Source organism: Brevibacillus fortis (assembly GCF_046196545.1).
In the GTDB taxonomy this organism is placed as follows: domain Bacteria; phylum Bacillota; class Bacilli; order Brevibacillales; family Brevibacillaceae; genus Brevibacillus; species Brevibacillus fortis_A.
Window position 1 is genome coordinate 1,231,453 of the sequence record NZ_CP176370.1, and the last position, 21,111, is coordinate 1,252,563.

Genomic DNA, 21,111 nt, shown 5'->3' on the forward strand with positions numbered 1-21,111 from the left:
AGGTTGAAAATCAGTATGAGCAAAATGAGGCAAGTGTGGGAGGCGTATCACCCGATTGTTCATCTGCTGATGGCAGGGTCGGTGTTCGTTCAGCTCACCCAATCGATGAGTATCCCTTTTCTGGCCATCTATCTCGGTGAAACGACGAAGCTCTCTCATGCCTATATTGGACTTATTATCGGTGCAGGTCCTTTGGCTGGAACAGTAGGGGGATTTGTTGGCGGGATTCTCTCGGATTTATTTGGCAGACAAAAGCTGATGTTTTTTTCCTTGCTTGCTATGGCGTGCTCGATTATCGGATTCATTACGGTGGCTCATCCAATCGGGTTGCTGTTAATCAGCATGGTTATGGGATTGGCGGCTTCGATTTTTGCGACGGTTTCAAAAGCGCTGATGGGCGACTTGACTCCCGAGCATAAACGTTTTCGTGTGTTCTCGAACCGCTATCTTGCGAACAATCTTGGCTTTGCGATTGGTCCTATGCTCGGTGCTTTTTTGGGGATTTCCGGCAGCAATCTGGCGTTTTTTCTGACTGCGGTATCCTTGGTGAGCTTTGCCATCATTTTAGTAGTGGCATGTCGGAGATGTGGCGTCACTGATGATGGTAAGGGGAACGGAGAGGTAGAGAGAGCCAGTTTGGCTGAGATCTGGCAAGTGCTCAGAAGGGATGTCGTTCTTCTTACCTTTGTCACAGGCGGAGTCCTGTTAGTGACGGTGTACGGTCAGATGTCAGTTACGCTCTCCCAATACTTGCGGGAAAACTTTTCGGAGGGAGTCGCCTTGTTTGGAACACTGATGAGCGTCAACGGATTTACCGTCTTGCTTTTGCAAATTCCACTGACGAGGCTGGTTGAGCGTTATTCCTTGTTTGCGCGGATAGCAGGTGGCGCTGTGCTGATGGCCATAGGAGAAGTCGGCTTTGCCTTTTCGCTAGACTGGGCTTGGTTTATTACGGCGATGATCGTCTTTACGCTCGGGGAAATCTTGATCGTACCGGCGGAGTATGCGCAAATCGACGAGATCAGTCCCGCGAATATGAGAGGGACTTACTATGGGGCACAAAGCGCAACGATGCTGGGCAGCTTCCTCGGACCATGGGCAGGTGGTATGGTGCTCACCGAATATGGTGGCCCCGTGATGTTTTTGGTCATGGCAGTATTGGCGCTGGTTAGCTTGATCTTTTATTGGCTGGGACGCGGGTTGCATGAAAAGCGGAAGCAGCTTAGAAATGCGATTGTAGAGACTGCCATGTAGCTTCTTGCCGATTGATTGCGAGTACCGTATAATAGAAAGTATCTTTTTCAAAAGGGGACGTTTTGATGTCGGTGTGTGTTCTTAACTAAGCAATTGGATAGGGTACTCCCAGTATTTTGGCAAAAACTACATTTTATGTAGGCTTATTTGCTATGGAAAAAGGGAGGCCTTGATTAGTTAAGAACTTACGGTCATCCATCTACCCATTTGCTCGACTACGGGAACCGTGCTCTTACGCACGGTTTTTTTGCGTGACTATCCACGCGCACGTAGCGAACGCATGCCCTCAAGGCGGAGATGAACGAATGTTCATGCTCTGCCTTTTTGCATGCATCGATGGGTCCATCCCTTTTGAAAAGAGGTTCTCTACATGAAAAATTATATCGAAGACACCTATAAACAAGTACGTTTGCAAGAAGGTCAACATGTGATCGAACAGTTTCTGCTCGCGTGTTATTTTCATCCTGGTTTGCCTACGAAAGAGCTGGCGAGAAAAGTTCTCTTGCCTGTACCTGTGGCGACTGCCATTAAAAAAGAGCTGATCAAGGCAGGAGCTATACAGCAGGGGAGCGGGGTGAGATGCACCGCAGAAGGGGAAGCGTTCATTGAGCAAAAGCTAGGGTATGGTGGGCTGGATCGAGAGCTGTACGAGAAGCTGATGAGAGACGACGAAGCTTGGAAAACAGAACTGGCTGACTTGCAAGCGGAGATGGAGACGATTTTTGCTGGGCGTCCGCAAGTCGATGTACAGATCGATCAGTCCAAATGCACAGTCGAGACGAGCTTGCGCAGGGCAATTTTATGCTTGCGGCATCAGAGTTTGGTGGGCAAAAAAATATTATGCGTCGGGGATGATGATTTGGTCAGCATCTCGCTGGGACTTTTGCTCAAACGCTTGTTTCCAGGGAATCAACAACGTCCAGAGCAAATTGACGTAGTCGATATAGATGAACGCTTTCTCCAGTACATTACGGATGTGTCCAAGCAAAAAGCATTAACCGTAACCTGCCATCAGGCTGATTTGCGACAGCCGCTGCCGAAGAAGCTGCAGGGTGGGTACGATTGCTTTTTCACCGATCCACCTTATACGCTGCAAGGAATGGCTTTGTTTTTATCCCGCGGAATCAGTGGGCTGCAAAAGCAAAAAGGACTGTCCATCTTCCTGTCCTTTGCGCATAAATCCCCTGATTTCACGCTGAATATGCAACGGGAGTTCGTGCTGGCAGGCTTGACCGTACGAGAGGTGCTCAGTCATTTTAATGAATACGAAGCGGCGCAAATGATTGGAAATAAAGGACAGATGATTGTGCTCACCACTACAGAACTGACGGCTCCGACGATCAAGCATCCATTTCTGGAGTCGCTGTACACAGGCGAAGAGGCTCCTTCCAAGCGTGAGTATCAATGCAAGCGTTGCAAAAGATCGATCCAGGTAGGGGCACAGGCAAAAATAGTGACGATCGAACAATTGAAAAAACGCGGCTGCCCTCGTTGCAAACACCAGAGCTTTGAGCTGTTGTCCCGCCGGAGAGCGCAAGACTGATTGTACGTAAGGGGGCATATGGTAGTGGTGGAGGGGAGGGAGAATAAGATAAGATGGCTTACGAAAAAGCGTTTGCTTTATTACGGATCGGGACGGGAATCTTGTTTTTCATCCATGGCATAGCCAAACTGCAAAAAGGGATGGCTGTTGTTGTGACGACGTTTGGAGATCTCGGCTTGCCGGGGTGGCTGGCGTATCTGGTGTTGATCGTAGAACTGATCGGCGGTCTCGCTCTGATTATCGGAGTCGGGGCAAGATATGCTGCCTGGGGATTAGCTGTGATCATGGCAGGGGCGATTTTGACGGTGAAATGGGCGAAAGGGTTTGTTGGCGGTTATGAGCTGAATTTGATCCTGTTGCTTGTCACAATTTGTGTGGGTCTAAAAAGGTGAAAAAGAGATCCGGCTGAAGCAGTAAGCGGTCAGCTGGATCTCTTTTTTTAAACAAACAGCTCGTAATACTCAGGAGAAACGCTATCTAAAAATGGACTTTTTTCACCCGAATAGTAAAGGTGCAGCTCGTGCATGGCTCGTGTACATGCCGTGTAAAAAAGCTTGCGTTCACTTTCTTCGCCATAGGATGTGGCGGAAGCATCATAAAGGATGACCGCATCGAACTCGACCCCTTTTGCCAAGTAAGAGGGAATGATCAAGATTCCTTTCTCAAAGGAAAGAGTAGCGGGCTTGATCAAGCGAATCGGCAATCTCTCTTGCAAAGCGTCATGAACGCCTTGGGCTTCCTCTAGCGTTTTTGTGATAACAGCGATCGTCTGATGACCACGATCGGCGAGTTCACGTATGCGTGCTTCAACTTCATCGGTATGAGCCTGAGGTGATGTCACTTTGGTTAGAGTTGGCAAGCGACCGTCGCGCATAAAAGGCTCAATCATATCCCCGTTTCGCAAAAGCTGTCGTGTAAACAAGACGATGGGATAGGTGGAGCGGTAGCTTTTGGTCAAGACGAAGGTCTCCGTCTCTTCAGGCTCAAACAGGGATGTGACAGCCTCAAAGCTATTTTGGTGATACGCATGAGCGTAAATCGCCTGATTCCAGTCTCCCAGCACGGTCATTTTGGCACGGGGAAACAAACTCTTGATGAGAGCGAACTGAAAGGCGGAGTAGTCCTGGGCTTCATCGAGAAATACATGACGAACGAGGTTGTTCGTCTGCTTGCCCTCCAATCGTTCCTGCAAATACAAATAGGGAGGGATGTCTTCACAAGCTAAATACTGTTGCTCTAAACGCTCTGCTGTCTGTTCGCACACTGCGGGCCAGTTGTCCAATACATCATGTTGGAGAGTATTTGGCGCAAGCGTCCCGAGCAAGTCAGGTGACAAGAAGAGCTGGCGATAAATAGCGCGAGTATCAATAAATTGAAGTTCCCGGATAAAAGCGCGCAGAGGCTGAAACTGCTTTTTGACGATCCAGTTGGCTAAGAGCTCCTGCTCGCGTTCGAAGTCATCGAAGGTATCCTCGCGAAACTGCTTTTTGCGGCGCAGCGATTGATAAGCAGCTACATATGCGTCTCGGTCAAGCAATTCCATTTCATCTTCTACCCATGGTTTTGATCGTTCTCGCTGTTCCAGTTTTTTCAGCTCTGTCAGCAGTGATTTCGCAACGAGTACCATCCGATTGGGGATTGGCAGACTCGTATCGAGAGAATAAAACAGCTCATGGATGTGGGCAGCACTGATCAGAGTATGGTTTCTAAATGTAACGGGGCGAAACATGATACCAGATTGTTTTAAGCTATTCGCGTATTCATCCATGGCCTGCAAAAACAAGGCGCTTGATTTGAATCGGATTCCTTCCAGCCGCGCCTCGTATCCAGACTGCTCACTTGCTGTGAGTACATATTCCATCTGTTCAAGCGGGTTTTCCAGGCGGAAGTCGTCACCGAGACGATGCTCCGCGTATTCCTGAAAAGTCGTTTGCTGCATATTTTCCTCGCCGAGCTCAGGAAGAACGGTCGATACGTAGCTATTAAACAAGGAGTTTGGCGAAAACAAAACGATTTGCTCCGCGGTCAATGTCTTGCGATAACGGTATAACAAATAAGCGATTCGTTGCAAAGCCGCAGACGTTTTTCCGCTACCGGCAGCTCCAGAGACGATGACGAGTCGGCTGCGTTCGTTGCGGATGATGCGGTTTTGATCCCGTTGGATCGTGGCCACGATGCTTTTCATCTGCGAGTCAGCCTGTTTGCCGAGTACCTCCTGAAGCAGCTCGTCGCCAATCGTCACGCCCGTATCGAACAGGTGCAGCAATTTGCCGTCGCGAATGATGTATTGTCTTTTGCACGTAATCTCTCCATTTACGTTTCCGCTGGGGGTATTGTACTCTGCTGGCCCCGGCGAATAGTCGTAATACAGACTGGAGATCGGTGCGCGCCAGTCGTAGACGAGAAACTCCTCGTCGTTTTTATCCAGCAAGGAAGCAATGCCGAGATAGATGGCTGCTGGCTTCGATTCCAGCTCTTCTTGAAAATCAATCCTGCCAAAATAGGGAGAGTGCAACAATCGCTGCAGCGTACGCAACTGATTTTGGGCATGGCGATGGATGCGTTCACGCTCGGACAGGACTTCCGCTTGTTGCTTGATACTGGCGTAAGTCTCAACAGCTTCGATGGCATCTTCGAAGTTGACTGTCACATCGTCCCAAAAATGCTTGCGAATTCCGATGATATCCTCGCTCACGACATTCACATGCTCTTTGAGGTCATCTATTCGGTTCTTTATCTCTGAGATGACTCGTTCAACACGTTGTTGTTCGTTTTGCCGATCTTGATCAGTCACGCTCATGGTACCGCTCCTTTTTCGTTCCCCATTTTTGGCCTGAAGGTTTGACAATCGAAAGTGAATGTGGTACTATTATATTGGAGATAAAATAGTTACATATCAACGATTGACCGACAGACCAATTCTCATTGTATCATGTGAAAATTGGCTTTTCAACATGGTGTAGAAAAAATACAAAGTGAAATGACAGGGAACTCCTTTGGGGGTTCCCTTTTTTGTTGCGGCTAAACTTGTCCGTCAAGCATTCCAGTGAGAGCTACCCGTATACGGGTTGTTCCCACCAGTCTATTGAAAAGTAAAAGGATGTCTTCTCACCAGTGTTTGGAACGCGAACGATGAGCGCCATTCCTGGTCCGAGAATCCACTGTCCGCCAGGGGTCGCCTCAACGGTGGAGGATGCCGGAATGATTCGCGTGGCGGTCTGAATGTGGTCTGAAAAGGTATCCGTCATACCGACACCATGCAAAAGTTGCCCTTGGGCGGCGGGACAAGCGGGGAGTTGAACATAACCAGAAGTCACTTGACGTGAGAGAGTTGTACCAGTGAGGGAGGAGCCTTTGCCAAACAAGAAATGTGCTTCTATCGGGTGCGGGGATGGATTGGTGACCATCCAGTGATGGACAAATAAATGAACACCGGAGCGTAAGGGATTCGACAAGGCAGCGAGCCCGATAGCCCCATCGCTCACGATCATTTTTTCCGATTGCCCCATGAAGTATTTACATTGATCCGCCATCGACATCGCATACGGAATGTGAACACTCCGACTCAGCTGTTCTGTAGCAGAAGGAGTGGGAAACGGATAGTACCCCATCTGCATGTAGACATCTGGTATTCCGCCATAAAAATACGAGGGGCGTGTATAGGAGGGCTTCGCCATGATTTCCTCTCCTTGTGAGTGGGGTAACTGCTAACCCTACAGCATATGGCAATCGTGCATGGAGGGTGTCAGGAGCTGGCGTTATTGGTAGGCAAAGTTCCGCTAAGTCATGGCGGAAAGAAAAAAGGCTGGGAGTGAAAATCCCAACCTTTTGCAAGCTTTTGTCTACGATACGGTTTTCCAAGCATGAATCGCAAGCAGTGCCCACCCAGCGAGGAACAAAACCCCGCCAATCGGCGTAATCGCACCGAGAACCTTAATTCCGGTCATCGCCAGCGTGTAGAGACTGCCGGAGAAGACCAAGGTTCCGGCTGCAAAGCACCAGCCTGCCCAGACGAGGCCGGAAGAATCCGGGTACCATTTGAGCAACAGGGCAACCAGCACGAGAGCCAGTGCATGTGTCGTCTGATAGGTCACGCCCGTATGGAAAATGCCCAGCGAATAGGCGTCCAGTTTTTCTTTCAGTGCATGTGCTCCGAATGCTCCTAACGCAACCGAAAGAAATCCACTGATACTGCCAAGCATCAAAAACAGCTTCATGAGTGCGTCACTCCTTTATTCACATAACCTGTACATTTGTCTGTTCTCTATTTTAACTTAAAAATCCAAGTTCAAAAAGTCGACTTTTCAGCACCGAGAAAGTGGCGAGAACCTGAAGAAGGAGGAGCGGAGTGTAGGCATCCTACATGAGCACCGGACTTTGAAGGTGAACGTCACTTTCGATGTCGAATATGCATGCAGAATTACTTCGTGATCAAAAGTCGATTTTTTGAACAACCGCTAAAGCCCAATTGTAATTTGGTGAACACGCCTTGGACTACCGTACAGACCGCTTGTCAACCTTCAACATAATGTAAAGTATCGCAGTGGCAACGCTTACAGGCTGCTGCGACGGGAGGTGACGTAATATGAACAAATGGCTTTCCAATATTGGAGGACTCCTCGGTGGCTACGCATTGCTGAAAGCGCCGTTGGAAGGTTCCTTCCTAAGTGGGTTGGACCCTTTGGTGGATGGAGTTGGTCTGATCACTGTGGTCGTATTCGCGGGAGCTCTTATTTATACTGGTGTACGCGACTGGTTCCAAGGCTAAGAAGGTAGGACAAAAAACAAATCAAGGGTGTCTCCAGTCGGGGATGCCTTTTTTTCTTCGGAAGGCTGGCGTCTTTTACCGCGGTCCCCCATATACATAAAGTAGACCGACGGCAAAAGGGGGAGGCGAAACGATTTGACCAACGACGAGCGAAAAGAACTGGAGCGATCCATTGACGAAATTACCGAGATCGCCAAAGGGTTCAATCTCGATTTTTACCCGATGCGATACGAGATATGCCCGTCTGACATCATTTATACATTTGGCGCGTATGGAATGCCAACCAGATTTTCTCATTGGAGTTTTGGGAAGGCAAAGCTCCAAGAGAATGAAAACTATTCCATAAGGTTCCAGGTAATTTTAACGAGTTTGTTCTTAATCAATGTTACTTTCTTAACAACTTTCCTGATCATTACTTTTTGTTCCTCAAACGTCAGGTAGTTCCAATCTTCGCCAATTAGATTAATCAAAGACTGAAACTCCTCTACATTCCTCTCCGGGACTTCCTTCCCAATTAAATCCAATAGCTGTGTTTCAATTAACTCCTGTTCTTTTTCAAGAGTTGTAATCCGATCGCTTACAGCGTTAGCTTTAATTGCACCGGACTGAATAGCATCATAGAGATTGTCCAAGCCGCTGAGGACTTTCTTCTTTCGTTCCGTTAGGGCATCGATAGCTTCCTGATGATTATGTCTGGTAAGACCCTCTTCCGAAACCTCTAAAACAATCTGTGGATCGAGAGCTATGCTTTTTATTTTATCAATTACATATTTTTCAACGGTATCGCGATGGTGATAACCTAGCCGACAAGGTAATTCTTGTGAGCGTTCTTTTCTGCGTACGTGTTGATTTTTACAAGCATATAACTCATACAGGTAAGTATGGTCGCCTCTTTTCGCCTTGCGCCTTACGTGTACAACAGGACTTTGACATACTCCACATTCTAATAGACCAGTTAAAAGGTAATCACCGACTGGAGTAAGCCCCTCTTTACGTCTCGATTTTTCTCGCTGCACAGCATACCAGATATCAGGATCAATTATGCCTTCAAATTTTCCGTCAACTAGCACCCCATCGTTTATTAGTTTTCCTACGTAAATTGGCCTTGCGAGGATGTCACGTATTGCAACGTGAGTAAATTTTCTTGCGCTGCTCCTCAGTGCAGCCCAATCCGCAATTGCCAATGTAGATTGACCTTCTAGATAAAGTCTATATATCTCACGGATAAGGTGGGCTTCATCTGGCACGATTTCCATCATCGAATTTTCCGGACTCCAGGTGTAACCGAACGGAATTCTTCCACCATGCCAAAGGCCCTGCTTAACACGCTGCCGACGTCCCTCGACCATGCGTTCAACGATCATATCGCGTTCCAATTGAGCAAATACAGCCAGTATTCCGAGCATTGCTTTTCCGAGCGGAGTAGAGGTATCGAATGGTTCAGTAGCAGATTTAAAGGCAACGTTATTCTTTTCGAACACGTCTTCAAGTAAATGCAAAACGTCTTTTTGCTTACGGCCCAGCCGGTCGAGCTTATATACAAGGACTGTCTGAATTTCATTGGCTTCAATATGTCTTATAAGGCGTTTAAGTGCTGGACGGTTCATGTTTGTACCAGTATATCCATCATCCATGTATAGGATGTGATCATCCCAGCCTTGTGACTTACAGAAAGCTATCAGCCTTTCCTTTTGAGCGTCTAATGAGTATCCTTGCTGTGCTTGTTCTTCTGTACTAACGCGTATATAAATTGCTACTTTCACGGTGTTCACCCTTCCCAAAAATAGCTCATTCACAATCGATTAACATGCTATAATATTCCAAGTACAATAGAATCGGCTCCTCAAGGGTGGTCGGCTCACTCTCTCATATTTTATAGGGAGGGGGTGAGGCTGATGGAGGTTTATCAAGCGTTGACGCTGATGTTCATGTTTGGCATGTTCATCCTCGCATTGCTGACGTACCTCAAAAAGAAATAGACCGCCCTTGAGCTCGGAAGGCCAGGCGGTCTTTTCCCTATAACTATTGAGCCGCCCCTTTGCGGGAACGTCTATTGTACTTGACCGTTCGGGTGCAACCGGACGGTCTTTTTTAATATATGCTTATGTTTATAGATTACCACAAAAAGGGTGATGTAAACATCTTTTTAGGATGTTAATACCATCCTAAATGTATGTTAAAACCATACATGTGAAATATACAAGAATGCTTGTAGTGTAATTGCACAGAGCTTTATACTGATTAAAACTGGATAGGTACAGGTGCAAACATGGATGAATTTCTTTTCGTTGTCTTTTCGTTCCTTGAATTCTTCGCCATATTTTATTTTATTTGTTCACTATTCCGTTTGAATCACATTGAATTCCTGTACGAATCAATTTTTTCAAGTTCGTTACTCACTTTTGTTTCCTATTTTTTAAGATTTGTTTCAAATTTAGAAGAGATCGCACCATTTATTCAACTTGGTTGTTTAATTATCATTATTGCGATAGTATTCCGGTTCCATTTTTATTATTCAACGGTCATGTCTATAACAGGTTATGTAGGCTATGGTGTTGTACAGGCACTATATTTAATATTGGGAAACTGGATTTTTTCCACTGATGTTGCTAGTCATGATGTATTAAAATTCGTTTTACAGGGAGCTTCATTTGGAACTATTTTTATTATTGGGTGGGTAATTGACCGAAAAGATGCAGGTTTTAATTATGTTATTAATGGGAAGTCAGTAACTGTAAGATTTTCAGAAACAAAATGGTATCTAATAGGAGCAGTATCCTCTTTTCTAGCTCTTTTTGGTTTTGTATATTTATTGGCTTCTGGGCTTGTGTCGGATAATGGACTAATCTTATTGTTACTGATTGGTATTCAAACGTTTACGCTATACAATTTTTTAAGAAAAACAGGAGAATAAAATGATCGAATCATTAGCCGAAAAAATAGCTGTATCTATGAAGAGCGTGAAACCTGATAAAACAGCAAGTATTCCTACTTTAAAGTTCGGCTTGATCATAGTCATAAATGGATTTTTAATCGTTCTCGTTTCAATGCTGATTGGCACAATAACCGGAAAAGCATTGGAAACAGCTCTAACTATGTTCGCATTTGTAATGCTTCGTCTAACATCCGGTGGGATCCATTTACACTCTTCAACTGCTTGTACAGTTGTTTCTATTGGTACAATGTCAATTCTTCCTCACATCGCTATATCTGATAAAGTCAATGTTATCTTACTGGTGATTGCAGCTCTTTTAGTTCTAGTCTTTTCTCCTTCAAGAATCGAGGGACATAGTAACATAGACAAAAAATACTATCCGACATTAAAATGGATATCAATAGCAATCGTTGCGATTAACTTTTTCTTACTGTCGCCAACTGTGTCAAAAGCTTTCTTAGTGCAAGCTATGTCATTAATCCATATCAGGAGGCAATCAAAATGAATCTTAAAAAATTCATCCTCGTACCAGTAGTAATGGCTTCATCTTCATTCTTATCTTTAATAGCAACGATGCAGGTTAACGTTGCGTCTGCGTGGTTTGTTCATCAGCCAGAAGTTCCAGAGGAGCTTCGCAAAAAGAAGTAATGAAAAGGGGCGCAAATTGCGCTCTTTTTTTTAGGGAGGCAGAACATCAAGATGAGCAACCGTTTGAAACTGCTGGTAATTGAGGATAACAAGGGGCATCAAAAGTCGATGCAGCTTGTCTTAGACAAATATAAGGACTCTATCCATAGTGTTGTTTATGCCTCGAATTCAGTAGAGGCATTTCATTTTCTTGAGAACCAGTACTTCAATGCGATCATTACAGACTTTGATTTGAATGAGAAAGCATCTGGTGTAGACTTTCTCCGCACCATCCATGAAAAAGGAATTCGGGTGCCTAGTCTTCTGCTTACTATTAATGACAATTTGGTTAATGCTATACTTTTAAAGAAATATGGCTGCGTTGATGTGGTATCGAAATTTGGTTACGCAGAAACTGGGGCTTTAGATAAAGCGATATCCTTGTTAAAGAGGCGTGCGCTATATTGTGATTTTGAAAAGGCAGGAGGTTTTTTTGTACCAGCAATGTCTGAAGGTACATTTAGACAAATTCCTTATTTTGAAGTCATCATGATTGAAAGTAAGATGCGCGGAGCCATTATTTATACTGAAAGCGAGGAAGTACGAACTGAAGGAGGACTATCAGAATTTGAGAAATACCTCTCAGATCGAAACTTTGCACGCTGTGGCCGATCACACTTAGCCAACTTGGAGAAAGTGGAGTCATTTGATGGCAAGAAGCTGTTCCTAAAGCCTAACATACATAATCTTAATACAATTGCTATAAGCACCAAAAAGGCTATCCAAGCCGATATACAAGCCCAATGGGATAGATACAGAGCTCGCCACGGTTAAACTTGTCAATTGCAAATCTTCGACAGATATTTTGCGTTTCGTCCCGACGAAATGCTTTTTTTATGCCTAAAATACTCTAAATAGTGAACTATTAGCAGAAATCGACAAATTTCATCCCGTCAAAATGCCTTCTGATTCTGGAGTACTGGTAAGATGGACCCAGACAGCTACCACCGAGAAAAACGAATGAGTTTATAGAAGGGGATGCTTCATGAATACTACAGAGAAGATCGAACAGGTAAAAGGTTCAATTTCTAAAGAAGACATCGACAAGATCACTTTGTTAATAATGCACATGAATAAGGATGAGAATGTAAAAAAACTCATAGATATGATCAAAAGCCGTTCAGCTTCATTGTGAACGGCTTTTTTCGTATTTACGTTTTACAATTTCAGCTAAAGTATCGACTTGATCCAGGAATGATTTCCGTTCTGCTTCTGGAATGGATTGCAATATCTCTACGATTTGATCAACGTCAGCGCGGATATCCACATTTGTACTGGCGTATAAAGATGTATCTTCGGCTTCTTTGCCTGTGATAAGCCAGTTTAGAGAAACATTATATTCCTCTGCTAGTTGCAAGAGAGTGTCGTTGTCAGGTTCTGAGTGATTGTTTTCATACTTTGAAATCGTTGAAATATCGACACCAAGTCTGGTAGCCACTTGTTTTTGTGTTTTCTTTGCATTTTTTCTCGCTTGTTTTAGTCGTTGACCAAAGGACACAAGATCACCCTCATTTCCTATAGTCAATTATAGGATAGTTGAATAATGTTCAAAAGGTAGTTGAAAAAACTTCAAACAATCAGTTGACAAGTTGAAGATACTCCAATTATTATAACATTAACAAGTTGAAGAAACTTCAACATAAGGTGGTGAACTACAATGCCTAATCCAATGGTCATTGAAAATTATCGAAAAAAGCGAAACCTTTCTGTTAAAGAGCTGACAAAATTAATGAAGAGAACCCCAGGATGGTACTCGAAAATTAAGAACGGGCACTTTACATTGCCAAGTTATCATATCGAGCATATGGCAGAAATCTTTGGAGTTAAGCCTGCTACACTAGCAAAAGAGTATTTTTCTGATTCTAAAGTTGAAGAAACGTCAACATCTACTGGCGTAAAACAAAAGCCTGCTTAAGTGGTAACAACAACAAGACGAGCAAGTTGAACAAGCCGTATGTCATACATTGTCAACAAGGGAGGGGATGACATGCAACCACAACCGCTCAAGCTCAACCTAAATCCGGTAGACGTGAAGTGGATTGTTAGAACCTTGATGGCTGCGAGAGAAAGAGCAAAGCAAAACGGCACTTATAAAGAACCCCAAACTCCTATCACCGAACAAACAGTGGCGTCTCTCTAACGAGAGATTGCCTTGATGGACAAGCTTCACACAACTGCATAGAGCGCCGAAGAGCGGGAGCGAGCGATTTGATCTGTGAAAGCAGGGAGCCGCGCCATAATACATTCCACCATTTCGCCGGGTAAGGGTGAAACAAGGTCAGGTGGGGGTCACTGCCATGACTCGGCGCTGCATGCAGTTGTGTGATGAAAGTGAGGTGATCAATTTGGATGAACTCGATTGTTGGGTTAAGCGCATTTGTTGGTACATCGAGAAAGTGAAGCAATCAGCAAAATGGCCACGTGAGAAAAGAGAGCGTCGGCTTCCAAAGCTTCTGGCTTACAAAGAAAGGCTTCATGAACTGATCCGAAAAAGAAAAATGCCCTCGGCTCATATGGCTGCCGAGGGAGAGTCTGGAAAGTGAGCTTGGATTCATTGTACATCGAAAACAGAATAACGCTGGTAAGGATGGTGCGAACACATGAGCGACTTTGGTAGACAGTTAGGCCAGTCACTTCATGAGGCTGGCATGACGCAGTTAGCTTTCGGTTTTGAAGCTAATGTAAGCCGGGAGGCAGTTTCTTCATACACCACAGGTCGGGCAGTGACGCCTCCAGATATCAAATCTAAATCGGTGTTAATAACGGATAACCCGTACCTTGCAATGGCGGCAGCCCAAGAGTCGACAGCTGGGACAAGCCCCGGAATCCTCGACGGCGATCGAATAGAAGTGAACCGCCACACCGTACTGGATCGCACAGAGCACGAAATGAACGAGCTGTTGAAAATAATCCGAGAGGCTGAGGAAAGTCTTATCAGCGCGCCGCCGCGATCCTTAACAACACAGGAAAAGCAAGCAATTGAGACCTTAATCCAAGAGACATTGGATGTCGTCACAGCAAGTACAAACCTCGCAGCAATCCTTTGTAGAGAGTACAAAGTGTCATGGATTAAACAATGGGCTATCCACAAATCAAAGTGGATGAAAAACGGACTCATGAAAATGATGAAAGGGGTAGGGCTACATGAATAATCAGTACATGGTATTTGATCAAGACCAGTTGCTTCTTGTAATCGGAGCATTAGTCGAAGAGAAGGTCAGGGTTCAGCAAGAGGGTAATGCCTGGCATGCAAGACGGCTTATCATCACGGCAAATACTCTTATCGAAATGTGTGGTGGAAATCCTGGTTACTTGGATGAGGAACAGTTAGAGCAGGCTGCCGGAGCGTTAGAAAGAGCGGTTGAGAACCGTAGGGGTTTGGCACACACCAAGGCATCACAGGCTCTATGGCTAGCTACTCGTTTACGGGAGGTAAAGGCAAAGCGGGAGAGGCGATTTCTTAAAGCGCCGTACGTAATGGTGAAGGGCAAGCGGAAAGCAGTCTTATTAAAAGCGAGAGAAGTCGCAGCATTCCTGAAATACGAAAAAACCGCCCGCGGCGAACGGACGGCATAAATCAAAACTCATTGGAAGAATACCACAACAGTGTAGGGGAGGACAAGACATGAATGTGAACGATCGGTTGAAAGAAAAAGGTATCGTGTCCAATGAACTGCTGGGCGGTCAGTTTGACCGGATGGCGACCTATAAGACGGATGGTACTCTGCGGATCGAGGCAACACCCGATTATCGGGATGGTCAATGGATAGCTGGACAGCAAATTGTGTTGCAAAACTGGGACGAGATTGAGCGTCTACGCAACTTTCTAAATAGCTTGAAACCAGTAAAACAGCCAGAGGAGGTTGTCATACATGCAGCAACTGCTTGATTTTCCGGAGTACGTCGAACGGACGGAGCCGAACAGACAGCGGCAATTGGAACCCTTAGCTTTTGATGTTGATGACAGCGGGCTTGAATGGACGGTAAGGGATGTTATTGAAGAATTGGAGCTTCTTGTTGAGGGGAAAGCAACGATGAATCACGAGGATTTCGTAGAGGGGATAAGGGAACAGGCAAGACGCTTGATAAAGTAACGCGGGCTTCGGCCCTGCGTGGAAGATTTCGCGACCTCCTTCAAATTAGGGATCGCACGTGAGGGAGTCTTCCACGGAGGTTCGAACCTCCAAGTAATACATAGCGAGGTCAAGACGTGGCGTAGGCAAGGAACTACAACGCTGCCATAGAGGTTTTAGGAGGGTGGCGGCCTCGTGATTTAAGAGAAGGGGGGGAACTCGGGATGAGCGACAGAAAAGCGGAATTGATAACGATGATATGCAAGGAGTGCCAGAAACTAGGCTTTACTCAAAAGGACTTGAAGGAAATTATTGATGCGGTTAATCAATTTTACTTCGAGAATGCAATGCCATAAAAAGAGAGGGGGTTTTCCCCTCTCAATGGATTATCCCTTATGACATGGATAAGAGCAGTGATAGCATCCGTCATAATTTGTTTTCCCTGTTTCTTTTTTTACTCGTTGAATCGCAGCATGACAATCGTTTTCGTACCCAATCATTACACGGTTTAGTGCGGCTGGAAGATAGGAGCATTCACTTGTATGAACTTCATGATTGCCTTTAGAATCCAGATTCTTGTTGTAGTAATAAAAAGTCGCCAAATTTGTCGCCTCCTTTCTCTAGACTGGTAATTTTAGACACTTAACAGCATTCGACAAGAATATGGAAAAACCTCCAAAAATTCGTCGTAAGTATCTGCTCGATAAAAACAAAAAGACCCAGCGCTACAAGGCTGAGTCTTCGAACTTAAAGCACGATTGGGAATAAAGTTAATCGTTGCTTATCAAGTGATTTAACACAAGAGGGAGTGGTTCTGTGGGAGCTTTGAAACTGGTCTCCACGGAAAACATGCCATATAAAGAATGGCTCCAGTTGAGAAAGAAAGGTATTGGCGGATCAGACGCTGGCTCTGTCGCTGGTTTTAGCAAGTATCGTTCTCCAATTTCCGTTTGGCTCGAAAAGACTGGCAAGGTTGAGCCTTCACAAGAAGAATCACAAGCAGCTCGGTTTGGGCGAAAGTTGGAACCAGTTGTCGCTGACGAATTTGCTGAACGGACTGGCTTAAAAATCGAGCCAATTCATGAAATGCTCCAACATCGAGAGTATCCGTTCATGCTGGCTAACCTCGATAGGTTGATCTACGAAGACGGGAAGCAAGGAGTCCTCGAATGTAAGACTGCTGATAAATACTTTGCTTCTGAATGGGATGACGAAAAGATTCCCGATCATTATTACTTGCAGGTTCAGCATTACCTCGCAGTGACTGGCCTACAGTTCGCATACATCGCTGTTCTGATCGGCGGCAATGATTTCCGTCACAAGCGTGTTGATCGGAATGACGAGGTAATTTCCCATCTAATCAAAATCGAATCTGATTTTTGGCGACTGGTTGAAGAGGATATTGCCCCGGCGATGGACGGCGCTGAGACAACAGCAGAGATGATCAAGCAACTTTATCCAGAGTCTAACGGACAAGAAATCATCCTCCCCAACGAGGCGATGGAATGGCTTGAGCAGTATCACGAAGCAGCAGCAAGGATCAAGGAATATGAATTCCAGAAAACCGAAGCTCAGAACAAAATCATGTATGCCATGAAAGATTACGCCATTGGTTGGATTGGTGACAGGAAAGTTACACGGTCAGTGATCGCTGAGAAACAAATGAACTTTGTAAAAAAGGCACATACACGGCTTTACCTACCAAAATCATCATAGGAGGTCGAATGGATGGGTAACCCACAAGATATGGCTGGAAAGCTTGCCCAGCGTACAGGGGACACATCTCCTGAGAAAAAAGAGACGACCATTTTTGATTTGATCGAGTCCAGAAAGGACCAATTTGCTCAAGCTGCTGGGAACAACATGGATGTAAACAAGTTCCTACGGATCGCAACATTCTGCATTAGAACAAATCCTACGCTCATGAAATGCAGTGCTCCATCGTTGATGTCTGCTTTGATGCAGTCAGCTCAGCTTGGTCTTGAGCCAGAAGTATTAGGACATTGCTACTTAGTCCCTTTTTGGTCAAACAAATTAAAATCTTTCGAGGCCACCTTCATTATTTCATACAAGGGCATGATTGAGCTGGCACGGCGCAGTGGCAACATCCAATCTATTGCAGCTCGAGTCGTTTATGAGAACGATGATTTTCAGTTTGAATATGGCCTAGAAGAAAAACTGATTCATAAACCTTGCGTAAATGGCGAAAGAGGTCAGATGAAATTAGTTTACATGATCGCTCATTTCACTGGTGCAGGTCATTACATCGAAGTGATGAGCAAGGCGGAAATCGATACTGTCATGATGTCCTCAAAGTCGTATGACAACAGTAAAAAACAGGCGACAGGCCCATGGAAAGACCACTATGAGGAAATGGCAAAGAAAACGGTTATCCGTAGAGCTTGGAAGTACCTGCCTATTTCTGTAGATGATGCCCGCGTGGTTGAGCAGGAAGGGACTGTAAAGCATGAGATTGCAGGTGATATGTCTACCGTTCCATGGATAGACGCAGAAGCTTATGCCGTCGAGGATGTGCCTGAGCAAACGAATGCAGATAATCATCAGTCGGAATCAGAGTCAAACAAAGAAAATCAAGCAGACTTATTTTCCCAAGGTTAGATCGGTGGGATGACGCCAGATGAAAGGTCAAGAATATGATCTGCGGTTTATGCGCTGGAAGGTCTCAAAAACCTTTCGGCGCGATGGTGAGGAATGGGCGTTATTGAAAGGGAAGGGCAGACGAAAACTCCACATGTGGGAAGTGCCCTTATCCTTTCTGGAGATTGTAAGTCATCGCAGAGTGTCATGAGAGGGGGCAGGGGATGGGCATAGCAGAATACGGGACAACGGGGTTTTACGTCCTTCCCCGTTTAACCTTTCGGTGCAAAAGGGACAAATGGATCTTCCAAGAGATTATGAGCGAAGCAAATTTCAAGGACAACGAAAAGTGTAAACGTGGACAAGTTGTATTCATCATGAAGGACTACGCGAAAGAGACAAACTGGTCCGAGGATCAAATCAAATACTCGCTTAATCAACTAAAGACTATGGGATTGATCCAGTGGCAGCTCTACCGAGGGAACACCAAAAACGGATTGCTGATTACCGTCAACCACTATGATGAATTTCAAAATCTCGGTAGCTATAGCCGTCAAAAATGGTCAAATTTTCCCGAAGAGAATCCCGAAGAGTTTCCACCTGAATTCCCGAAGAGGGAGGATGCTGAAAACCTTAATGTATCAAGGGATGAAGGGGCTTCTGATGGGCAGGATTCCCGAAGAGCTTCGGAAGACAATCCCGAAGAGATTCCCGAAGTATATAAGAACAGCATTAAAGAACAGCATGTAAAACATAAAAAAGATTCTTGTCCCAAACGCACGAAGCGCGTTTATGACGAATCTACGGATGCCTATATTTTGGCGAAGTACCTACGAGGCCGTATTCTTCGCTGGAAACCGAATGCGAATGTCCCGGAGGAGAAGCCGACTGCTCTTGCGGCATGGGCTGATGATATGCGGAAGATGATCACGTTAGACAAGCGTAGCAAATATGATATTCAGCTCGTGATCCAATGGGCTACAGACGACCCTTTCTGGCAAACCAATATCCTGTCGGCAGGTACCCTACGCAAACAATATGACCAGCTAGAAGGTCAAATGCGAAGGAAAGTCGTGCCGATGTACTCGCAACGTTCTGAACAAACACAGTCAAGCGCCCCGGCACAACAAGTGCAAGACAAAGCGCATGCAGGGTTTGAAAAAAGGGCTGCGAACGACTTGGCCTTTCAAGAAATGCTTTTTGGGAAAGGAGATAGCACATGATTGACCGTCTACAAAACCTGCCTGCTGAAAAAGCGACGCTCGGCAGCATTATTATGGACCCAACGTTGATAGACGAAATTGACCTGATCCTGTCTCCAAATGATTTCAGCTCTGTGGGACACCAAGAGATATATAAAGCTTTGCTTGATCTTCGGGACCGCGGGGAAACGATTGACCTTGTGGCACTAACGACGGAGTTGAGTCGGGGTAAACAATTGGACGCAATCGGCGGTGTTCCCTATCTGACTGGCCTCGGTAGTGTTGTTGCATCTGCGGCAGCAGTTGACCACCACGCTGGTCTGGTGAGAGAGGCGGCTACGATCAGGAAAGTGTTTCGATATGCGGAGTCAATGCGAGCCAGAGTCCTGAACGGTGACTATGAAACGGCTGATGAGCTCTTGAACTTAGCAGAGGAAAAGGTTGCTGAAATCCGCCCGAACAAACGGGGAGGACTCCAATCTGTAAGAGACTTCATTCTCGATCACATTGCCGTCATTGAAAATACCCGTCTCGAAGGTGGAGGTATTCTCGGAAAATCGTGGGGCATACCGAAAATTGACTTACTAACAAGTGGAGCGTGTGGTGGGCAGCTAATTATCATCGGCGCGCGGCCCTCGGTTGGGAAAACAGCGTTCGCCTTAAAGATGGCGCGAACTGCTGGGCTACCAGCGGGGAGTGACCCTGTAGGTATCTTTTCACTCGAAATGCGTAAAGGCGACCTTCTAAATCGAATGCTTGCAGCAGAGGCTAAAATTCCACTCTTGAAAATTCGCCATAACAAGATGAGCGAAGGGGAATGGCAAGTGTTTACGCAAGTTAGCGACAAGTTTTATCGCTCCAATATCTTGATGGAGGACAAGGGAAGGCAAGCGTTAAACGAGATTGTAGCCGAATCTCGGGCCTTGAAACGAAAGCACGGCAGGGTGGGAATGATCCTGATCGATTATCTCGGATTGATTGGGAATAAAGCCCGCGGACGTCGAAGCAATCGCAACGTAAATCGTGACCAAGAGATCGGGGAATATACGGGCACACTGAAAGAATTGGCGAAGGAGTTGGATTGTCCAGTCGTGTTACTTGCTCAGCTAAATAGGGACATTGAAAAAGGCATAGTGAAACGTCCGAACCTTTCAAGCCTTCGGGAAAGTGGAAATATCGAGCAAGACGCTGATGTGGTTGCTTTTCTACATAGGGATGACAGCGAAGAGTACGTAAATTTTGCAACAGGAGAACCAATTAGCAAGGTTGAGCTCATCATTGCTAAGAATCGAGACGGATCGGTTGGCACAGTGAACCTTGCCTTTAGGCGCGTGTTTCAGGAATTTATCGACTGGGATATGGCTCCAGGGCGACAGGTACAAGAATCGTTGAATACAGGTTCCTAAACCGGGAGGAGAGCAGACATGAAGCAAGGCAAACGCCCAAACAGGCGGCAAATAAGAGAATTGGAAGCACTAGCATGCAATTTAAACCCTGCCAATTGGCTTGTTGAACGTGATACCACAACTGAATTTGTTTTGATCCATCGTTTCTCCGGTAATACAAAGACGATCAAGAAAGGGGCATAACATGAAGCGCAGAGCCAGAGCAGCCAAACAAGAAACAGCTAAACCAAAGCTGCCCAAATATAACAACAAGATCACCATTGTGGATGGTATCAAGTTCGATTCCAAGGCTGAGTCAGAGTATTACCTTGTACTAAAAGAAAAGGTGGCGGCTAGGGAAATCCAAGATATGCGACTGCAACCCGTTTACGTACTTCAGGAAAAATGCCAACGCAATGGCAAGAATCTTCAGGCGATAACGTACAAAGCGGACTTTGAAGTCCTTCACCTGAATGGATCGCTGGAGGTCATTGATATCAAGGGTGAAGAGACGGAAGCCTTCAAAATCAAGGCAAAGATGTTCATGTACAAATATCCGAATCTGAAACTGACATTGCTTAAAAAGGTTCAAAAATACGGTGGTTGGATCACCACTGACGAGTGGAAAGAGAAAAAACGCGAAGAGAAAAAAGCTATATAAACCAA

The 21,111-nt window shown here is 45.5% G+C and carries 28 protein-coding genes and 1 pseudogene; 24 read left to right on the plus strand and 5 right to left on the minus strand.

The window, feature by feature from the left end; all coding sequences use genetic code 11:
• The first annotated feature begins 15 nt into the window (after window positions 1–15).
• The 3 genes from ACKKE8_RS06555 (at window position 16) to ACKKE8_RS06565 (ending at window position 3,189) form a co-directional block, all read left to right on the plus strand.
• The gene (locus ACKKE8_RS06555; RefSeq protein ID WP_409177445.1) at window positions 16–1,254 is read left to right on the plus strand and encodes an MDR family MFS transporter; all 1,239 of its coding nucleotides are present in this window, start codon (window positions 16–18) and stop codon (window positions 1,252–1,254) included.
• Window positions 1,255–1,624: 370 nt separating this feature from the next.
• Window positions 1,625–2,797, plus strand: coding sequence for a bis-aminopropyl spermidine synthase family protein (locus ACKKE8_RS06560; RefSeq protein ID WP_409177446.1), 1,173 nt, complete (start codon window positions 1,625–1,627; stop codon window positions 2,795–2,797).
• A gap of 53 nt (window positions 2,798–2,850) precedes the next feature.
• The gene (locus ACKKE8_RS06565) at window positions 2,851–3,189 is read left to right on the plus strand and encodes a DoxX family protein (protein ID WP_409177447.1); all 339 of its coding nucleotides are present in this window, start codon (window positions 2,851–2,853) and stop codon (window positions 3,187–3,189) included.
• Window positions 3,190–3,236: 47 nt separating this feature from the next.
• Here ACKKE8_RS06565 and helD read toward each other — a convergent pair whose 3' ends face one another.
• The 3 genes from helD to ACKKE8_RS06580 all read right to left on the minus strand — a co-directional run bounded on the left by helD (window position 3,237) and on the right by ACKKE8_RS06580 (window position 7,014).
• Window positions 3,237–5,597 carry an RNA polymerase recycling motor HelD gene (gene helD / locus ACKKE8_RS06570; RefSeq protein WP_409177448.1) on the minus strand — a complete coding sequence of 787 codons (2,361 nt, stop codon included), beginning with the start codon at window positions 5,595–5,597 and terminating at the stop codon, window positions 3,237–3,239.
• A gap of 253 nt (window positions 5,598–5,850) precedes the next feature.
• Window positions 5,851–6,474, minus strand: a complete 624-nt coding sequence (locus tag ACKKE8_RS06575; RefSeq protein ID WP_409177449.1) for a DUF6143 family protein — start codon at window positions 6,472–6,474, stop codon at window positions 5,851–5,853.
• Between the two features lie 165 nt (window positions 6,475–6,639).
• Window positions 6,640–7,014: a DUF423 domain-containing protein gene (locus ACKKE8_RS06580; RefSeq protein ID WP_173620980.1), complete on the minus strand. Its 375-nt coding sequence runs from the start codon at window positions 7,012–7,014 to the stop codon at window positions 6,640–6,642.
• Between the two features lie 368 nt (window positions 7,015–7,382).
• Between ACKKE8_RS06580 and ACKKE8_RS06585 the strand changes: the two genes are divergently transcribed.
• Window positions 7,383–7,565 (plus strand): hypothetical protein, encoded by a 183-nt coding sequence (locus ACKKE8_RS06585; protein ID WP_409177450.1) that lies wholly within the window; start codon window positions 7,383–7,385, stop codon window positions 7,563–7,565.
• A gap of 135 nt (window positions 7,566–7,700) precedes the next feature.
• Window positions 7,701–7,877, plus strand: a pseudogene (locus ACKKE8_RS06590) (SpoVR family protein); the annotation flags it as partial.
• A gap of 23 nt (window positions 7,878–7,900) precedes the next feature.
• On the opposite strand, the gene ACKKE8_RS06595 reads toward ACKKE8_RS06590, so the two are convergent.
• A complete protein-coding gene (locus ACKKE8_RS06595; RefSeq protein WP_409177451.1) occupies window positions 7,901–9,328 on the minus strand; it encodes a recombinase family protein in 1,428 nt (475 codons plus the stop codon).
• Between the two features lie 132 nt (window positions 9,329–9,460).
• On the opposite strand from ACKKE8_RS06595, the gene ACKKE8_RS06600 reads away from it, so the two are divergent.
• The 5 genes from ACKKE8_RS06600 to ACKKE8_RS06620 all read left to right on the plus strand — a co-directional run bounded on the left by ACKKE8_RS06600 (window position 9,461) and on the right by ACKKE8_RS06620 (window position 11,961).
• A complete protein-coding gene (locus ACKKE8_RS06600; RefSeq protein WP_016738816.1) occupies window positions 9,461–9,544 on the plus strand; it encodes a putative holin-like toxin in 84 nt (27 codons plus the stop codon).
• Between the two features lie 290 nt (window positions 9,545–9,834).
• Window positions 9,835–10,479, plus strand: coding sequence for a hypothetical protein (locus tag ACKKE8_RS06605; RefSeq protein WP_409177452.1), 645 nt, complete (start codon window positions 9,835–9,837; stop codon window positions 10,477–10,479).
• Window position 10,480: 1 nt separating this feature from the next.
• Window positions 10,481–11,005 carry an accessory gene regulator ArgB-like protein gene (locus ACKKE8_RS06610; protein ID WP_409177453.1) on the plus strand — a complete coding sequence of 175 codons (525 nt, stop codon included), beginning with the start codon at window positions 10,481–10,483 and terminating at the stop codon, window positions 11,003–11,005.
• Entirely contained in the window at window positions 11,002–11,148 is a 147-nt protein-coding gene (locus ACKKE8_RS06615; protein ID WP_409177454.1) for a cyclic lactone autoinducer peptide, read from the plus strand. Before ACKKE8_RS06610 ends, ACKKE8_RS06615 begins: the two co-directional genes overlap by 4 nt.
• Window positions 11,149–11,199: 51 nt before the next feature.
• On the plus strand, window positions 11,200–11,961 hold the full coding sequence (locus ACKKE8_RS06620) for a LytR/AlgR family response regulator transcription factor (RefSeq protein ID WP_409177455.1): 762 nt from the start codon (window positions 11,200–11,202) through the stop codon (window positions 11,959–11,961).
• A 352-nt stretch (window positions 11,962–12,313) separates the two neighbouring features.
• On the opposite strand, the gene ACKKE8_RS06625 is transcribed toward ACKKE8_RS06620, so the two are convergent.
• Entirely contained in the window at window positions 12,314–12,685 is a 372-nt protein-coding gene (locus ACKKE8_RS06625; protein ID WP_409177456.1) for a helix-turn-helix domain-containing protein, read from the minus strand.
• Between the two features lie 159 nt (window positions 12,686–12,844).
• Here ACKKE8_RS06625 and ACKKE8_RS06630 point away from each other — a divergent pair, with 159 nt between their 5' ends.
• From ACKKE8_RS06630 to ACKKE8_RS06695, 14 genes are all read left to right on the plus strand, one after another.
• Complete coding sequence (locus ACKKE8_RS06630) at window positions 12,845–13,102, plus strand: multiprotein-bridging factor 1 family protein (protein WP_409177457.1); 258 nt, start codon at window positions 12,845–12,847, stop codon at window positions 13,100–13,102.
• 72 nt (window positions 13,103–13,174) lie between these two features.
• Window positions 13,175–13,327, plus strand: a complete 153-nt coding sequence (locus ACKKE8_RS06635) for a hypothetical protein (RefSeq protein ID WP_158265750.1) — start codon at window positions 13,175–13,177, stop codon at window positions 13,325–13,327.
• Between the two features lie 157 nt (window positions 13,328–13,484).
• Window positions 13,485–13,730 carry a hypothetical protein gene (locus ACKKE8_RS06640; protein WP_409177458.1) on the plus strand — a complete coding sequence of 82 codons (246 nt, stop codon included), beginning with the start codon at window positions 13,485–13,487 and terminating at the stop codon, window positions 13,728–13,730.
• Between the two features lie 57 nt (window positions 13,731–13,787).
• Window positions 13,788–14,339: an XRE family transcriptional regulator gene (locus ACKKE8_RS06645; RefSeq protein WP_409177459.1), complete on the plus strand. Its 552-nt coding sequence runs from the start codon at window positions 13,788–13,790 to the stop codon at window positions 14,337–14,339.
• Window positions 14,332–14,763, plus strand: coding sequence for a hypothetical protein (locus tag ACKKE8_RS06650; protein ID WP_409177460.1), 432 nt, complete (start codon window positions 14,332–14,334; stop codon window positions 14,761–14,763). The genes ACKKE8_RS06645 and ACKKE8_RS06650 overlap by 8 nt, the downstream gene beginning before the upstream one ends.
• Before the next feature lie 49 nt (window positions 14,764–14,812).
• Window positions 14,813–15,076, plus strand: coding sequence for a hypothetical protein (locus tag ACKKE8_RS06655; protein ID WP_017250201.1), 264 nt, complete (start codon window positions 14,813–14,815; stop codon window positions 15,074–15,076).
• Entirely contained in the window at window positions 15,060–15,281 is a 222-nt protein-coding gene (locus ACKKE8_RS06660; RefSeq protein WP_409177461.1) for a hypothetical protein, read from the plus strand. The genes ACKKE8_RS06655 and ACKKE8_RS06660 overlap by 17 nt, the downstream gene beginning before the upstream one ends.
• A gap of 203 nt (window positions 15,282–15,484) precedes the next feature.
• The gene (locus ACKKE8_RS06665; RefSeq protein ID WP_409177462.1) at window positions 15,485–15,616 is read left to right on the plus strand and encodes a hypothetical protein; all 132 of its coding nucleotides are present in this window, start codon (window positions 15,485–15,487) and stop codon (window positions 15,614–15,616) included.
• 460 nt (window positions 15,617–16,076) lie between these two features.
• Window positions 16,077–16,976: a YqaJ viral recombinase family protein gene (locus ACKKE8_RS06670; protein ID WP_409177463.1), complete on the plus strand. Its 900-nt coding sequence runs from the start codon at window positions 16,077–16,079 to the stop codon at window positions 16,974–16,976.
• Window positions 16,977–16,988: 12 nt separating this feature from the next.
• Window positions 16,989–17,879, plus strand: a complete 891-nt coding sequence (recT, locus tag ACKKE8_RS06675; RefSeq protein ID WP_409177464.1) for a recombination protein RecT — start codon at window positions 16,989–16,991, stop codon at window positions 17,877–17,879.
• A 203-nt stretch (window positions 17,880–18,082) separates the two neighbouring features.
• Window positions 18,083–19,081, plus strand: coding sequence for a hypothetical protein (locus tag ACKKE8_RS06680; protein ID WP_409177465.1), 999 nt, complete (start codon window positions 18,083–18,085; stop codon window positions 19,079–19,081).
• Window positions 19,078–20,466 (plus strand): replicative DNA helicase, encoded by a 1,389-nt coding sequence (locus ACKKE8_RS06685; protein ID WP_144612359.1) that lies wholly within the window; start codon window positions 19,078–19,080, stop codon window positions 20,464–20,466. The genes ACKKE8_RS06680 and ACKKE8_RS06685 overlap by 4 nt, the downstream gene beginning before the upstream one ends.
• An 18-nt stretch (window positions 20,467–20,484) precedes the next feature.
• Entirely contained in the window at window positions 20,485–20,649 is a 165-nt protein-coding gene (locus ACKKE8_RS06690; RefSeq protein WP_409177466.1) for a DUF6906 family protein, read from the plus strand.
• A 1-nt stretch (window position 20,650) separates the two neighbouring features.
• A complete protein-coding gene (locus ACKKE8_RS06695; protein WP_409177467.1) occupies window positions 20,651–21,106 on the plus strand; it encodes a DUF1064 domain-containing protein in 456 nt (151 codons plus the stop codon).
• Window positions 21,107–21,111: the final 5 nt, after the last annotated feature.